Source organism: Anaerotruncus sp. G3(2012) (assembly GCF_000403395.2).
In the GTDB taxonomy this organism is placed as follows: Bacteria; Bacillota; Clostridia; order Oscillospirales; family Ruminococcaceae; genus Anaerotruncus.
In genome coordinates this window covers 120,085-135,704 of sequence record NZ_KE159676.1, presented here as the reverse complement: position 1 = coordinate 135,704, position 15,620 = coordinate 120,085, and the positions used below count along the sequence as shown (strand labels likewise).

Genomic DNA, 15,620 nt, shown 5'->3' with positions numbered 1-15,620 from the left:
CTGCATTTTCTACAGATTTCTACAAAAAAACTGAAAAAACAAGCGGGGGGATCTGCCAGAGCAGATCCCCCCAACCGCCCTGAATCGGGCATTCTACATCTGTTTTGGTTTAGAAGATACCCTGAGCGAGCATCGCATCAGCAACCTTCTTGAAGCCGGCAATATTTGCACCTGCAACCAGGTTATAGCCCAGGCCGAACTCCTCAGCAGCAGCAACCGAAGAATCGTGGATGTTCTTCATGATGCTCTTGAGCTTCTCATCAACCTCTTCTGCTGCCCATGCAAGTCTGCCGCTGTTCTGGGACATCTCGAGACCGGAAACCGCAACACCGCCTGCGTTGACCGCTTTGGACGGAGCAACAATCATGTTCTTCTGGCTCATCAGATAGACCAGAGCATCATTGGTGGTGGGCATGTTGGCAACTTCGATGTAGTATTTGATGCCGTTGGCAACGATCTTCTCTGCCTGCTCCATGTTGACGTCGTTCTGGGTTGCGCAGGGCATGATAACGTCAACCTTCTGGCCCCAAGGCTTCTCGCCCGGGAAGAACTGGCAGCCAAATTTGTCCGCATAATCCTGGACCTTGTCGCGGCCGCTTGCACGCATCTCGAGCATGTAATTGAACTTCTCCTCGGTGGTGATGCCGTCGGGATCATAGATGTAGCCATCCGGGCCGGACAGGGTGACTGCTTTGCCGCCCAGCTCTGCGATCTTCTTCGCAGCGCCCCATGCAACGTTGCCGAAGCCGGCCAGTGCAAAGGTTTTGCCCTCGAAGGTATCGCCCTCGTGCTTGAAGACCTCAGCGGTATAATAGACAGCGCCGTAACCGGTCGCTTCCGGACGGACCAAGCTGCCGCCGAAGGACAGGCCCTTACCGGTAAGTACACCATTCTCGAATGCGCCGCGGATTCTGCGGTACTGACCATACAGATAGCCGATCTCGCGAGCACCAACGCCCATGTCGCCCGCCGGGACGTCAACGTCCGGACCGATGTGGCGATACAGCTCGGTCATGAACGCCTGGCAGAAGCGCATGACTTCCGCATCGCTCTTGCCGCGGGGGTCGAAGTCGGAACCGCCCTTTGCGCCGCCCATCGGCAGGGTGGTCAGGCTGTCTTTGAAGGACTGCTCGAAAGCAAGGAATTTCATAACCGAGAGGTTTACAGAGGGATGGAACCGCAGGCCGCCCTTGAAGGGACCGATTGCGCCGTTGAACTGGACGCGATATCCACGGTTGACCTGGACTTTGCCCGCGTCGTCGGTCCAGGTGACACGGAACGAAATAATCCGCTCCGGCTCGACCATGCGCTCGAGCAGGCCAGCCTTCTCATACTCCGGATGTTTGTCGATAACCGGGGCCAGAGAGGAGAGAACTTCCTCTACGGTCTGCTGGAATTCGGGCTCAGACGGATGGTTCTTCTTGACTTCTTCGAGAACTCTTTCAACATACTTGCTCACGATAATCAGCCTCCCAAATATTCTTTGTGCGTTCTGTATAGAGAATTGCACAAATTACATAATTCAACCTGATTTCAGCGGGCTCCGAAAAGGGTGGAGCCTCTGAATCTTCAGGTGTTGTTCCTATTATGCAGGAACATCTACAGATTCCTACAAAATACTACATCAGTTTGCAATGTTTTTGGAAAATATTTTTTCAAAATGCAGGAATCCTATCATTCGGTAAAAATCAACAAACCATCAATGAACTTTTTGACACTCACCTTGCCTCCACGGGTGCGTTTGCCCCGTACAAAGTCCATTTCCGCCTTGATTTCCTCAAACGGGAACAGGCTCCCCGAATATCGGGTAAAGGTGTCGTTCATGAAATCCTCTATCCCGAGGTGGGCGAGGTTGGACATCCCCTGCGCGATCGCGCGCCGGATCCGCTGCTCCATATTCTTGGGGCTGGCGCTGAGGGTTTCGCAGAGCTGGCCGACACTAGTCTGCGAAATCGGGAGCTGGTTCTCGTAAAGATACTGACAGACCTGGAGGATATCCCCACACCCCTTTTCTCCCGACATCCCGAGCTGGTTCAGGATCCCCTGCAATTTACGCAGATGCTGGCTTTCGATCTCCTGGCGCAGGTCCTTTACGTCGGTTTTCTCCGAAAGAAACATCTTGCGGATGTTGGAAAGGGTCCTCTCGTTCTGAATCTGCTGGGATACATTGCTGATGACCGATTTGACCTCAATAAGGTTGATCGGCTTGCTGATAAAGAAATCCACCCCCGCATCGTAGGCCTTCCCAACCAGCTCCTTGTCCGAGACCTGGGAAAGCATGATGCACTTTGCCTTGCAGCCCTGCTCCCGCAGCTCGCGGACCACCTGAATCCCGTCCTTCTGGGGCATCAGGAGGTCAACCAGGATAATATCCGGGTTCTGCGCCATGATTCTGGAGACATCCGGTGCCTCCTCTCCCGAATCCCCGCAGATATTCCCGAGCTGATGCTGTTCCATAATTTCCTCAAGGTTGTTGATAACCGAAAGGTCATCCTCTACGATATAGATTTCCATCGTCTTTTATTCTCCCTCCAATCGATCCGCAGGAATCCGGACGATGAATGCGGTCCCGGCCCCCTGCGTGGATTCTACCTCCAAACTTCCGCCAAACTGCTCTTCGACAACAATTTTTACCCCTGAAAGACCGACGCCGCGGTAGATGTTGCCGGTCTTTTCATCAAATTTTGTGGAAAACCCCATCTGGAAAATCCGCCGCAGATTTTTTTCCGCAATGCCGATCCCGTTGTCCTCGATCCGGAAAAGAAAATCCGGACCCTCTTTCCACTCCGAAACATGGATGCTCCCCTTCCTGTGGGCCGATTCGATCGCCTCACATGCGTTGTTGACAAGGTTTTTCAAGACAACCATCAGGGAATAATGCTCCTTCAGGACGAAATCCTGCCCGCACTGGAAGTCAAGATAGATGTCCAGCCCTTTCATATCGAGATGGCGGTAGGTCGCATCCTTGAGAATCTGCAAAAGGTCACAGAACCGCATGGTTTCATTGTCATACTGCTCGTCGATCTCCTTTTCGATCCCCTGTATGATCCGGATATAGTCCTTTTTGATCTCGTGCACATCCCGCGCAATCGCCAAAGCCAGGCTCCGGGTTTCCTCCGGCAGCCCCAGTTCGGCGCACCGTTCAAAAAGCTGGTAGGCATTTTTCATGATCGCTTCGATCTCTTCCGAGTTCTTGCGCATAAAGTAGACCTCGTTTTTCAGCCCAGTGGTCATCAGGAACAGGCGCTGGTAGCGGTTCTCATGCTCCTCCCGGGTGAGCAGGGAACGATATTGTTCCCCCATCGCGAGCAACGCGCCTGCCAGCAGGGTACGTGCCAGCGCGACCAGCATCAGATAGGCGCAGGTGCGGTCAAAGCTGCTCAGATGCAGCTCGCCGCGCATCCAGACTTCAAACAGATTGGATATGAAATCGCAGAAAAAGATGCTCACGGCCAACCGCGGGATGCGCACCGTATGCTTGTTCCGGATCAGGACCGAGAAAAGCAGCCCATATGCGAGGTAGAAAAGCGCGCCAGGGGCCACCTGCCGGATGCCTTCGCTGAGTTCTCCGTTCCCGCCGAGCACCCAGAGTGCCATCCGGAATCCGAAGACCATCCCCGCTGTTGTGAGGCTCGGCGCGATAAATAGTTTCCCCCGTCCTGCGGCAAGCAGCAGGAGCGGGAAGAGCACCACCGAGAGCGAAAGCCGGAACTGGTCGGAGAACGCATTGAAATAAACCTGCGAGATCAGTGTGATGACCGAACTGGTCAGCAAAATCAACCGGGTCCGGGAGAACCTCCCCTGCCGCCTCTGCATAGCTATCCTCCATTCGGCAACCATCCGCCCCGGCATTACGCAAAAGGTCAGGCCGCTTTTCAATCTTTGTTCCTATTGTAATGTATATGGGGAAAAGCTGCAAGCTTTTCGACGTCCGCTATCCCCCGGATGTTAGGGGAACAGATATTGTTCTATTATAATGGATAACCCAGGACTTTTCAATCATCCTGAAAAACAAAAACTCCCACTTGGCTCAAATGCAGTGTATGTACGCCAGAAGCGCCCCTGTTGGTGATGAAGCACACATTTGCGGAAACCGACGGCCATTCGGCTTTCCAGGCGCTTCCTACCCATTGAGATGCAGCGCCGTTCTCTATCGGCTCTATTTTTCTCACTTTTTAGGAATTATAGCATATTTATGAAACGCGGACAAGCGGTTTGCCTGTAAAATACAGAATCAGTAGAGATACAAAAAGCAGCAAAAGACAGGGACTTGTTGAGCCAGAAAGATGGTTGCCTACTTTAGCTGTGCTTCCAAAGTGAACTCCCGTGGGCCTTGCTGCCGATCCTTACAGTAAAGAACCCTTCTAAGGCTGCTTTTCAGCAGACGGTTTTTTTCGGCAGCATCCGCATGGAAATAGAGGGACAAAGCAGTCTGGACGATTTGAATCCTCTGCGCAGGGTCATTCTGCCGGGCCTCTGCCAGTTGCCCTTCCAGGCTGTCTGCCACATCATGCAGGGATGTCAGCTTCCGGTCGACCGCATCAGACCTCTGCCGGAATAGCTCCGGTGTGTAGATCCCCTGTTCCAGGAGGTCGCAGAGCCTGTCGCGCTGACGTTCGGTGTTGGAAATGCTGCGGCGAACCTGCTCCAGGGCCTGAACAATTTCAGTGCTGCCGGCAGGGCCGTCTGGCGCCTGCACCTGAATGCCCGACAGCATGTCTTCAAGCAGGCCGAGCAGTTCAGCTTCCACATAGGTAAGATTGGCGGACTTACAGTCGCATTGCCTGTTCGGGCATTTGAGGTAGCTCCAGCGGCCTTTGGACGTCTGTACGACCATTTTGGAACCACATTTCTTGCAGACACAGATGCCCGCAAGCGGGTTTCTGACCACGCCGGTATAACAGGGTGGGTGCCAACGTTCATGGAGGATCCTGCCGGCCTGCTGCCAGACTGCCTCGTCGATGATGGGGGGATGCATCCCATCCACAGCAATCCAGTCGTCCTCCGGTCGATTGACGATGATATGCCTTCCGTTCCCGCACGTCCTGTCGTGGAGCTCTGTGGTGCGGTTGTAGAGGATCTTCCCTGCATAGACCGGGTTTTTCAGGATATGCCGGACCGAGACAGCCGCAAAACGGTCGGACCGTCTCGGATGTGCTCCCAACGCGTTGATCTGGTCGGCGATCGCGTGACAGCCGATCCCCTGATTGACATATAGATCATAAATCATCCGTACAAAAAAGGCTTCCTCCTCAACAATCCGGAGGGTTGGCCGTTTCCCGATGTGGTCGCGCGCGTAGCCATAGGGGATGCTGGAGACGTGCCCGCCCTCCTTCACCGTCTGAAGGATGCCGCGATGCAGGCGTTTGGTAATCATCTTGTACTCCCGGCGGGAAAGAAAGGTTTTGAATTCGGTCAGCTCTTCGTCCAGATCGTCATTGAGATCATAAATCTTTTCTAGGGTTACAATCCTGGTTCCGGAGTATTTGAACGTTTCCAGGATCACCCCCTGGTCCCGCATCCCGCCGCGGCCAAGGCGGTCGATGTCTACGCAGAGCACCGAGTCATAGATTCCGCGTTCCACATCCTCGAGGAGCTGCATCATCTGGGGACGCAGATACAGGCTGTCTCCGGTCACGACCTCCTCATAATATCTGACAATCGAAAGCCGATACCGATGCGCAGCCGCCTGTAGCTGTAGTTTGTGGCGGGAAAGGGTCTCTTCGAGCGGTTCGTTCGGATCATCCGAACGGCTTTTGCGCAGATAGGCAGCGGATGCCATAGGATCACCCCCGTTGTTATGGATTGGAACCAGGCTTCTCTGCCCCCGCGGCAGAAGAGCCTTATCTTATATGTATGTGAAAGAAGAGATTTTTAGCGCTTGTTTGGAAGCAGAGAAAATCACAGAGGCTCCAGTTTTTCCAACGGTTTCTGGATAGCAGAAGCGTCTGCCGCATATTTTTTCGCCTTATAACGACATGATTCGCTTTCCCGGTCTGCTATAATTTTTGGACGAACCACTGTACAAACCCCCAAAAAAGGAGTATACTAGATACAAAACCTACAGATTATGCTTAGGAGAAACCTTACAGAAGAAAGGGGCGGGACTGATGGCAAAACGTACGATTATCACGATCGGCAGAGAGTATGGCAGTGGTGGCAGAGAGATCGGCAGCAGGCTGGCGCAGGAGATGGGGCTGGCCTATTACGACAAGGAACTGCTGGTGCTTGCAGCCAAAGAAAGCGGGATTGCGCAGGAGCTTTTCGAGCACAACGACGAGATGCCGGTCAACAGCCTGCTCTATTCCCTGTCGGTCCATCCGTATTCAGCGGGAAGCCTGGCCGGGATGCAGAATATGCCGCTCACCCAGAAGATGTTCCTGGCGCTCTTTGAAGTGATCCAGAAGATTGCCCGGCAGGAGGACTGCGTTATTGTCGGGCGGTGCGCCGATTATGCGCTGCGCAGTTATCCCGACTGCCTGAACGTGTTCATTCACGCGCCGCTCCCCTACCGGATCGAGCGGGTCTGCAAACGCAATGGACTGGATACGTCCGAGGCAAAGGAGCGCATCCTCAAGACCGACAAAAAGCGGGCTTCCTACTATAACTCCTACTCTGACCGTAAGTGGGGGAGCCTGCAAAGCTACCATCTCTCGTTTGACAGCAGCCTGCTCGGGGTAGAAAGTTCGGTCGCATTGATTCGGCAGTTTGTGCAGTCGCGGTTATAAAATCTGTTTGACAGTTAAGCGCCTGTTCGGTATCTGAGGACCCGCTTATCACACCGTCCCGGCGATTTTTTGACCGGCCTGCCGGTTTCAAAAGCTGCGGGGAAGCGGGCTGGGATTTTCGCCCTGTATCAAAGATACCCTACAGGTTTTGAGACCTGCCCCACCAGAATGGAAAGGAAGAACGAAATGCAATGTATAGATATATCGTCGACAGGATTGAAGGAAGATTCGCTGTGATTGAAGGCGAAAACGGCGAAATAAGCGGGGTGGAACTGGCCCGGCTGCCGCAGGGGATTTCCGAAGGAAGCGTAGTAGTCCATCATATAGGGGAGTGGAGCGTGGACGTCGAAGAGACCGAGGCGAGGCGTGCGCGGATGCGTGAAAGGCTGCGCCGCCTGACCAAAGGCACAGAGGAGTGAACCGCACACCGGGACGGCAGCGCAAAGCGCGCCGTCCCGTTTTCTGTCCGCCGGGGGGCGGAATCTTTTCAGGAGGGATCGTGGAATCTTATGGTGAATTTTCTGGTGCGCCTGTTTGTCAAAAACAGTGAACAGACGCATCTGCCCGAGGTGCGCAGCCGGTATGGGGTGTTGAGCGGCGGGGTGGGGATCGCCCTCAACCTCTGCCTATTTGCCGCAAAATTCCTTGCGGGCCTGCTCGCTTCCTCGATTGCAATTACGGCCGATGCATTCAACAACCTCTCGGATGCGGGCAGCTCGGTTGTCACGCTGGTCGGGTTCCGGATGGCGTGCGCCCCTGCCGACAGTGAGCACCCTTTCGGCCATGGGCGGATCGAGTATGTCTCAGGGCTGGCTGTCTCGGTGGCGATTCTGCTGGTCGGCGTTGAGCTGGGAAAAAGCTCGGTGGAAAAAATCCTGCACCCCGAAGCGATTCAGTTCAGCACACTTTCCATGGGAATTCTGGCCGTTTCGGTGGCGGTCAAGCTCTGGATGTGCTGGTTCAACCGGTCGCTTGGCAACCGGATCGGATCGACCGCAATGCGTGCCACCGCAATGGACAGCCTGACCGATGCGGTGGCAACGGCGGCGGTCGCAGCCGGTACGGTGATCGGGCATCTGTCAGGGCTGCTGCTCGATGGTTGGATCGGACTGCTGGTGGCGGCATTTATCCTGTATACCGGGTATCACACCGCAAAGGACAGCCTCTCCCCGCTGCTCGGCCAGACGCCCGACCCGGAATTTGTGGAGCAGATCGCCCAGACCGTGATGAAGCATGACGAGGTGATCGGGATGCACGACCTGATCGTGCACGATTATGGGCCGGGGCGGCGGATGATCTCGCTGCATGCGGAGATGCCCTGTACAATGGATGTGCTGGTGATGCACGATGCGACCGATCTGCTCGAGCTGGAGCTGCGCCATAAATTTAACTGTGAAGTGACCATCCATATGGACCCGATCGAGGTGAACAACCAGGCGATAACCGAGATGCGCAAACGTCTGATTGAACTGGTTCAGGGGATAGACCCCGTCCTCTCGATCCATGATTTTCGGATGGTCTGGGGAAAAAGCCATACCAACCTGATCTTTGATCTGCTGGTTCCCTATCAGTTCCCGATGACCAACGCGGAGGTCTCCAAGCTGGTACAGGAACGGGTACGTCAGATGGAGGACGGGCAATATTTTGCAGTGGTCAAGGTCGAGCAGGCGTTCGTCTGAACACCCGAACCCGATCAGCCCGCCGATACATACAGCGGTAAAAACAACAGAGCCGAAGCTATCCCAGCCCCGGCCCCAAGATTATCTTTCAGATTCTTTCCGTTCCATCAACTGGTCAGCGTCCAGCTCGAACGGGGTATCCTCCCCCTGTTCCAGCGCATGGATTCCGGCGTCAATCAGCCGAAGCAGCGCTTCATTTTCAGGCAGCGGTTCACTGTTCAGTCCCATCGTTCTCACACTCCTTCCCATGCGCTTTCAGATATGCCTTTACCCCATCGAACGTCTCATCGCTTATGATATGCTCGATCCGGCAGGCATCCTGGCTGGCGGTTTCCGGACTGATGCCCAGAACGGATTCCAGAAAACGGGAGAGCAGCAGATGCCGCTCATAGATCGCCTCGGCCTTGGCGCGTCCGGCTTCGGTGAGCAGGATATGCCCTGTGCCCTCCATGACAATCAGCCCGTCCCGCCGCAGGATCGACATCGCCCGGCTCACACTGGGTTTTGTGTAGTCCAGCTCGTTTGCAATATCAATCGACCGGACTGACCCATTGCGGTTTTCCAGGACAAGGATGGTTTCCAGATAGTTTTCTCCTGATTCGTGCATGGGGCACCCTCCTGTTTCCAAAAGTATCATCCATAGTTTAACATAAACCGCAGTTGTCCGCAAGAGAGCGGTTACAGTTGGAAAAAAGATGGTCCGGCAGCGGGATGCGAGGTCGGGCTATGGATGTTCTTTTTCGAACCATGCGGTCAGCTGCAACCTGTTTTCAGGTTTTGAGCCATCGTAATAGTTGACATCCTCAGTGCTTCCGCTCACCCGGATTTTGAGACGATTCCCGTCCCTTGCAAGAATCTCCATCCGATTGTTTCTGGCCGGCTGATGTTCAAGATAGTAAAAGCTTCCGTCGACTTCGTTTGCTTCGTTTGGCTGCTCCAGATCAAATCCAATTTGTAATATATTCATTGGAATTTTAGTTTTGTAAAAATTGATCTCCCAAAAAGGTTCTGCCTGCAAAGATCGTGTGTCTTCGTGCAGATGGTTCCCTTGGGCAAATCGCATTCCAAGACAGAGCATATCCGGGTCTTCCTCGCTCCCGTCCCCTTCGATCAGCTCCCATACCGCCTGCTTTACAGGATAGGTTTCTATCCCACAGAAACGGCTCAAATATAAAATCTGTTCCTCCACAGGATATCCCCCGATCAAATTTGATAAATAACGTATTTGAAAAACTCCTTTTAAGCCCGCAGCAGGACTGCTGCCGTACGCGCTGCTGTTTGAAAAAATGGTGATTCCTATTTTTCAAACAGACCCTGGACACCCTGACTATATCGCACAAAACTACGGCTGTCAAGCGTTTGACGAGGCGCCTGTTTTTTGATGAAAAAGCGGTTGAAAGCCGCTGAGAATAAGAGAATCCGAAAGGAAGTGGAGAGATGAAGCGCTATGTCCTTGCGCTCGACCAGGGGACAACCAGTTCCCGAGCGATCCTGTTCGATCAGGAACAGAAGATCGTTGAGATGGCGCAAAAGGAGTTCACCCAGTTATATCCCCGGGAGGGATGGGTGGAACATGACCCAATGGAAATCTACTCTTCTCAGTATGCGGTAATGATGGAGGTGATCGCCAAAAGCGGGGTGAATGTTTCCGAGATTGCGGGGATTGGGATCACCAACCAGCGGGAAACCACCATCCTCTGGGATCGCAAAACCGGCCGGCCGATCCATCATGCAATCGTGTGGCAGTGCCGGCGCACCGCCGGGATCGTCGACCAGCTCAAGGCAGATGGGCATACCGAATCTATCCGGCAGGCCACAGGCCTGATCCCCGATGCCTATTTTTCCGCTACTAAGGTCAAATGGATTCTTGACCATGTCGAGGGGGCGCGGGAGCGCGCACGCCGGGGGGAGATTCTGTTCGGGACGGTGGATAGCTGGCTGATCTGGAAGCTGACCGGCGGGGCGGTCCATGTGACAGATTATACCAATGCTTCCCGCACGATGCTCTATAACATCAAAACGCTCGAATGGGACCAAAAATTGCTCGACATTTTGGATATTCCGTTCGAGATATTACCAGAAGTACACAATTCAAGTGAAATTTATGGATATACAGCAATTCAAGACGAGCAAATTCCGCTCGCAGGAATCGCAGGCGACCAGCAGGCTGCATTGTTTGGACAAACCTGTTTTGGAAAGGGAGAAGCAAAAAACACCTATGGCACCGGCTGCTTCCTGCTGATGAACACCGGTACAACCCCCTGTGACAGCAAAAACGGACTGCTTACTACAATCGCAATCGGGCTGGACGGAAAGGTGCAATATGCGCTTGAGGGCAGTGTTTTTGTGGGTGGTGCGGTGATCCAGTGGCTGCGGGATGAGCTGCGATTCATCACCGAAAGCAGGGATGCGGAGTATTATGCGCGTAAAGTCGACAGCACCGGCGGAGTCTATATCGTGCCCGCCTTTACCGGGTTGGGTGCGCCCTATTGGGACATGTATGCGCGGGGCTGCATCGTCGGGCTGACTCGCGGCACCAAACGGGAACATCTGATCCGCGCCGCACAGGAGTCCATCGCCTATCAGAGCATGGAACTGGTCGAGGCAATGGAAAAGGATACCGGCACACCGATGTCTGAGCTGAACGTGGATGGCGGCGCGAGCCGGGACACCTTTTTGATGCAGTTCCAGTCGGATATCCTGAATAAGCCGGTGTGCCGCCCGCAGATTCAGGAAACAACAGCGCTGGGGGCCGCCTATCTGGCCGGTCTGGCAACGGGAGTCTGGAAAGATCAGGAGGAAATCAGACGGATGCGTGGCAATACGGTGCGTTTCCTGCCCAACATGCATTCCGAAACACGCGAAACATTGGTGCGCGGCTGGAAAAAAGCGGTCGGCCGGTCCCTGGATTGGGCAGACCATTAACCGCAGGAAAGCAACTGGTGAGCCGTAGAACAGCAGCGGGGTGGGAAAGATACTGCACAACGAAGCCCGACATTTGATTGTGGAAGCATATGGGAAAGCAGATACGAAAGACCATAACGTGGGGTTCAGACCCGCTTGTCGCCAAAAAAGACGTAAACCTGTACTGGCTTATCTTCCATCCGTCTGGATCGGGAAATGGCTTTTACGACCCTTCCGGGCGGCATAACAGCAGATAAATTCCTGACTGACTTGAAAGAGGTTCTGATATCCCCCTGGGGGATATTGTGCGGCCCCTTCTCCGGATGGAGGAGGGGCCGTTATCAATATAGAGCATCTCGCAAAACTTCTATCCGAAGCTTCATATCCATTTACAAATTAGAAAACACATCCATTTGTTTTTGCAGCTCCCTCACAATTTCCTGATTGGTCCCCATACCAGCAGTAATGCCCGACATATCATCCACCAAGACACGGGTACTGTTGGCAACACCGGTCACATCAGATACCGCACCGTCGATCGCGTCGGAAATGTTGGAGATAGAACCAGCAATATCATCCATCGCTGCCTTCAGGCGAGACGTCCTGTCGTTAAACGCTTCCATGACATGACCTACATAGTCGGAATCCACCCGGTACTGCTGTCCAGCCTGCACAGACCGCTCCAACTGCGCTATAATCGCCTGACTCAGATAACCAGACAGCTCCCGGGCACTTTCCGAGAGATAATCCACCGCACCTGTAACCTCTCCACTGACCTGTTGAATATTGTTAGCCGTTTCAGCGCAGGAATCGGCCAACTGGCGAACCTCCTGCGCCACAATGGAAAAGCCAGTCCCCGCTGCGCCGGCCTGTGCAGCCTCGATAGAGGCATTGATGGCAATCAGATTGGTAGAGGCGGATATCTTGAGGATTGCCTGGGTCAAAACGCCAATCTGGTTGACATTCTGGCTTTTTTCAATGGCCTGATCCAAAAGGGACATCGTTTCCGCCGTTTTCTTTCGTACCTCCTCCATCTCCATCAGGGCGGAGCGTTCCATCTCTTCGGCCCGCTCCCTCATTTCCGCGGAGTAAGCTGTAATGGCAGAACATTCCTCCGCCATATTCCGGGCGTCTCCCTGGGTGTTGGACGCGCTGCTGCTGATGGCTGAGGTGCTGGCGGCGATTTCCTCCAAGGCAGCGGAGAGCTGCTCCGCTAGGCTGGACAGGTCCCGGACGCTGCCGCTGGAGGTTTGTGTCCGCTGCCGCACATTGTTTACCACACCGCTGATGCGCTCAGAGCTGTCCTGAAGGGTGCCCATCGCGTCGTGGATTGGGGAAATGACGTATTTCCGGATGATCCGGAAGGCCGCCGCCACCAGAAGAACGCCGGCAATCAGCGTAGCCGCACTGATTATCAGTGCGCTTATGTAGACGAAGGACAAATGGTTCCTTGCGGCTTCCGCCCGCCCGCTGACCGCGGTGTAAAGAGCAGCAACATCTTGATCTGCGGCCTCGCTCCAGTGGGCTACATCTCCGTTGGCCGTTGCATAGGCCTCCTGAGTTTTACTGTCGGCGCTGGCACACACCAGATGCACCAAGGCATGTTTAAAAGCATCATAATCCTCCAAAAGGGACTGGTATATCTCTCCATCCCCCTCCGCAACAAAGCCCTCATAGCTGACCAGCATCTCATCCAGAGCGGCCTCTTCCGCCTTGATTTCCTGAACAAGCTGAATCATGGTAGCGTGGTCTGCGGCCACGATATGGGACAGAGCCAGCAGGTGGATGTCTGTGATAGAGCGCCTGATTTCCTCCAGCTTTCCTTCGCTGACCATATACTCGTCCACAATGGTGCTCGCATTGGAATGGACGTTATTGATACTGAATACTGCCAGGACATTGGACAGTAATGTCACCAACCCAAGCAGTGCAATGGGTAAAATTAAGCGCTGCTGCAATGTCAGTTTGCCTCTCATGCGATCTCCTCCCAAGTATCGTATCTGTGCCTATCGTGCGGTGACTCCTTCTGCCAGTCTGTCTAACTGGGCCTGAAGGGAGGCACCGGAGGGATTCCCCGCCGCCATATTTAAGGCAAATTCGGACACCGGGTCCCAGAACTTTCCTCCTATCCGCTGAATCTGGGAAAACTCCGACTGGGCAAGCAGGGCCGCGATCGCCTGCGAGGCCTGGACCTGCGAGGAATTTGCCACGTTGATATTGGCTGGTCCCTGCCCCCGCCGCTCAAAACGCAGGCGCTGGTTTTCCTCGTTCGTGATCCACTCGGCCAGCCGCACCGCCCACTCCGGATATCCGGAATAGGCGTTCACGCCGATCAGCTTACACCCGGAGAAGGAAGCCATCTGCACCTGTCTCCCTGCGCAGGTGTAAGAGGGCAGTTTGGCCGCTCCGGTATTTTTTCCCCAGGCCTCCTGAACCGCTACCGCATTCCAGACGCCGCTTACCCCAGCAATTACGGTTCCATCCTGTACACCAGCCAAAAATTCCTGATCCGTCATATTGGCAAAACCGGGGCTGCTGGCAATGGCCAGCATAGCCTTAGCCACGTCCACACCATGTATATCCCCTTCGGTACTGTTCCAAGTGCAATAGTTGGTCAGGCCGTCTTCGTTCAGGCCGACCGTCAAACCGGTGTTGCCGAAAAAAGCGTAGACATACCATGCGGAGGACCAGTCCATCGCTACCAGCCGTTCGGCCTGCTCGGCCTGCTCCAGCATCCGCTCCAGGCTTTGGATGTCTTCATCCGAAAAATATGCTTTATTATAGTATAGAAAATACCCGTTGTCCGCAGTCAACGGGTAGGCGTAGAGCGTTCCTTCCACGCTGGCCGCCTCTACCGCGGCGGGGAGACTGGCGTTCCGAATTTCTGTACTGTCCGCAATAGGGTCCAGCCCTCCGGCGGCGGCCAGAGCGGCTACCTGATCGTCGGCAAAGGCAAATACATCTGCCCCTCCCTCCAGATCACCCAACAGCACATCTTTGCAGCTGGATTCGCTCTGAGGTTGAAAGGTAATTTGGAAGTTTGCCTGACCGGCATAATGGGATTGGAATGAAGTAAAAATTTCCTGGAGCAGCGCCTCGTCTTCCTCCGCGCCCCACACTGTTAATTCAACCGTCTTTGATTCTGCTTCGTGTTCCAGGGAAGGAGCCGCTTCCTGGCTGCTGCCACAGGCTGTCAATGAAATCAGAAGCAGAAAAAAACACAGCAAGAGGAAACCTATTTTCTTCATCAGTAACCATCCTTCCAGTCGATTCCGAAATATGATGCCGCCATCGCGAAACGATGCGGTATCATTGGCCATCGGGAGGGAGGCAGGCTCCGCCCGCGCACCGCCCTGGCCATAGCTCTGGTATCATAGCTGTTTTACAATTATTATACCATAATCGCGGAGCGATATGGTATAATTGGCCATCGGGACGGGAGCAGGCTCTGCCTGCGCATCGTCCTGGCCATAACTCGGGTATCATAGCTGTTTTACAATTATTATACCATAATCGCGGAGCGATATGGTATCATTGGCCATCGGGACGGGAGCAGGCTCTGCCTGCGCATCGTCCTGGCCATAACTCGGGTATAATAGCTGTTTTGCAGCTATTATACCATATAATTGCCTATACTGGCAATGGCCTTTATACAGAACAGGCGGCAAGCGAGGAAAAGTTTACATGTTTTGATTGTAATATGCACATAATTCTATTATAATGGTTAGGTATATGCGAATGGATATGTAAAAATAATGGGAAGTTTCCCAGACCCGGAGGACATAATAATGGAACATCTGATGCAGCAGCTCTTTGACTTTCTATCGGCCGCTGGGCGGGAGGTCGCCCTCTTCATCGTCTCGATGGTGCCGCTGATCGAGCTGCGCGGTTCGATCCCACTTGGTGCAGCGCTCGGTATGCCTTGGTACACGGTCTTTCTCATTTCGATTGTCGGAAACCTGCTGCCGGTCCCGTTCATCCTGCTGCTGGGACGCCCAATCTTCCAGTGGCTTAAAACGACCCGGCTGCTTTCGGGATTTGCCGCCCGCTATGAAAAACGGCTGATGTCCAAGGCGGACAAGGTCACCCGATACGAAACCATCGGGCTGTGCATGTTTGTCGGCATCCCAGTGCCCGGGACCGGCGCATGGTCGGGCGCTCTGCTGGCTGTCCTGCTCAATATGCGGATGAAACATGCCCTGCCTGCCATTGCCTGCGGGGTACTGGCTGCCGGTGTATTGATGACGCTCGGCGCGTACGGTGTGGTAGGATTCCTCGGGATGCTCTGATTCCCCCAGTCCATCGGAAA

The 15,620-nt window shown here is 54.1% G+C and carries 14 protein-coding genes; 5 read left to right on the top strand and 9 right to left on the bottom strand.

Translation table 11 applies throughout. The features are described from left to right. Positions 1-109 precede the first annotated feature (109 nt). The 4 genes from gdhA to C814_RS17505 all read right to left on the bottom strand — a co-directional run bounded on the left by gdhA (position 110) and on the right by C814_RS17505 (position 5,782). The gene (gene gdhA, locus C814_RS17520; protein ID WP_016316746.1) at positions 110-1,459 is read right to left on the bottom strand and encodes an NADP-specific glutamate dehydrogenase; all 1,350 of its coding nucleotides are present in this window, start codon (positions 1,457-1,459) and stop codon (positions 110-112) included. Positions 1,460-1,674: 215 nt separating this feature from the next. Then, complete coding sequence (locus C814_RS17515; RefSeq protein WP_016316745.1) at positions 1,675-2,514, bottom strand: response regulator; 840 nt, start codon at positions 2,512-2,514, stop codon at positions 1,675-1,677. 6 nt (positions 2,515-2,520) lie between these two features. After that, entirely contained in the window at positions 2,521-3,816 is a 1,296-nt protein-coding gene (locus C814_RS17510; RefSeq protein WP_016316744.1) for a sensor histidine kinase, read from the bottom strand. A gap of 478 nt (positions 3,817-4,294) precedes the next feature. Beyond that, positions 4,295-5,782: a recombinase family protein gene (locus C814_RS17505; RefSeq protein WP_016316743.1), complete on the bottom strand. Its 1,488-nt coding sequence runs from the start codon at positions 5,780-5,782 to the stop codon at positions 4,295-4,297. A gap of 328 nt (positions 5,783-6,110) precedes the next feature. Here C814_RS17505 and C814_RS17500 point away from each other — a divergent pair, with 328 nt between their 5' ends. From C814_RS17500 to C814_RS17490, 3 genes are all read left to right on the top strand, one after another. Further along, entirely contained in the window at positions 6,111-6,728 is a 618-nt protein-coding gene (locus tag C814_RS17500; protein WP_016316742.1) for a cytidylate kinase-like family protein, read from the top strand. Positions 6,729-6,919: 191 nt separating this feature from the next. Next, positions 6,920-7,147 (top strand): DUF3006 domain-containing protein, encoded by a 228-nt coding sequence (locus tag C814_RS17495; protein ID WP_016316741.1) that lies wholly within the window; start codon positions 6,920-6,922, stop codon positions 7,145-7,147. A gap of 90 nt (positions 7,148-7,237) precedes the next feature. Further along, positions 7,238-8,407, top strand: coding sequence for a cation diffusion facilitator family transporter (locus tag C814_RS17490; protein ID WP_016316740.1), 1,170 nt, complete (start codon positions 7,238-7,240; stop codon positions 8,405-8,407). Positions 8,408-8,488: 81 nt separating this feature from the next. Here C814_RS17490 and C814_RS23835 read toward each other — a convergent pair whose 3' ends face one another. The 3 genes from C814_RS23835 to C814_RS17480 all read right to left on the bottom strand — a co-directional run bounded on the left by C814_RS23835 (position 8,489) and on the right by C814_RS17480 (position 9,596). Further along, the gene (locus C814_RS23835) at positions 8,489-8,635 is read right to left on the bottom strand and encodes a hypothetical protein (RefSeq protein WP_016316739.1); all 147 of its coding nucleotides are present in this window, start codon (positions 8,633-8,635) and stop codon (positions 8,489-8,491) included. Beyond that, positions 8,619-9,014, bottom strand: a complete 396-nt coding sequence (locus tag C814_RS17485) for a metal-dependent transcriptional regulator (RefSeq protein ID WP_016316738.1) — start codon at positions 9,012-9,014, stop codon at positions 8,619-8,621. Before C814_RS17485 ends, C814_RS23835 begins: the two co-directional genes overlap by 17 nt. 117 nt (positions 9,015-9,131) lie before the next feature. Then, entirely contained in the window at positions 9,132-9,596 is a 465-nt protein-coding gene (locus C814_RS17480; RefSeq protein WP_016316737.1) for a hypothetical protein, read from the bottom strand. A 248-nt stretch (positions 9,597-9,844) separates the two neighbouring features. On the opposite strand from C814_RS17480, the gene glpK reads away from it, so the two are divergent. Then, entirely contained in the window at positions 9,845-11,332 is a 1,488-nt protein-coding gene (glpK, locus tag C814_RS17475; RefSeq protein WP_016316736.1) for a glycerol kinase GlpK, read from the top strand. A gap of 368 nt (positions 11,333-11,700) precedes the next feature. Here glpK and C814_RS17470 read toward each other — a convergent pair whose 3' ends face one another. After that, on the bottom strand, positions 11,701-13,287 hold the full coding sequence (locus C814_RS17470) for a methyl-accepting chemotaxis protein (protein ID WP_016316735.1): 1,587 nt from the start codon (positions 13,285-13,287) through the stop codon (positions 11,701-11,703). A gap of 30 nt (positions 13,288-13,317) precedes the next feature. Then, positions 13,318-14,559 carry an extracellular solute-binding protein gene (locus C814_RS17465; RefSeq protein ID WP_016316734.1) on the bottom strand — a complete coding sequence of 414 codons (1,242 nt, stop codon included), beginning with the start codon at positions 14,557-14,559 and terminating at the stop codon, positions 13,318-13,320. Positions 14,560-15,099: 540 nt separating this feature from the next. Here C814_RS17465 and C814_RS17460 point away from each other — a divergent pair. After that, a complete protein-coding gene (locus C814_RS17460; RefSeq protein ID WP_016316733.1) occupies positions 15,100-15,600 on the top strand; it encodes a COG2426 family protein in 501 nt (166 codons plus the stop codon). The last annotated feature ends 20 nt before the right edge of the window (positions 15,601-15,620 follow it).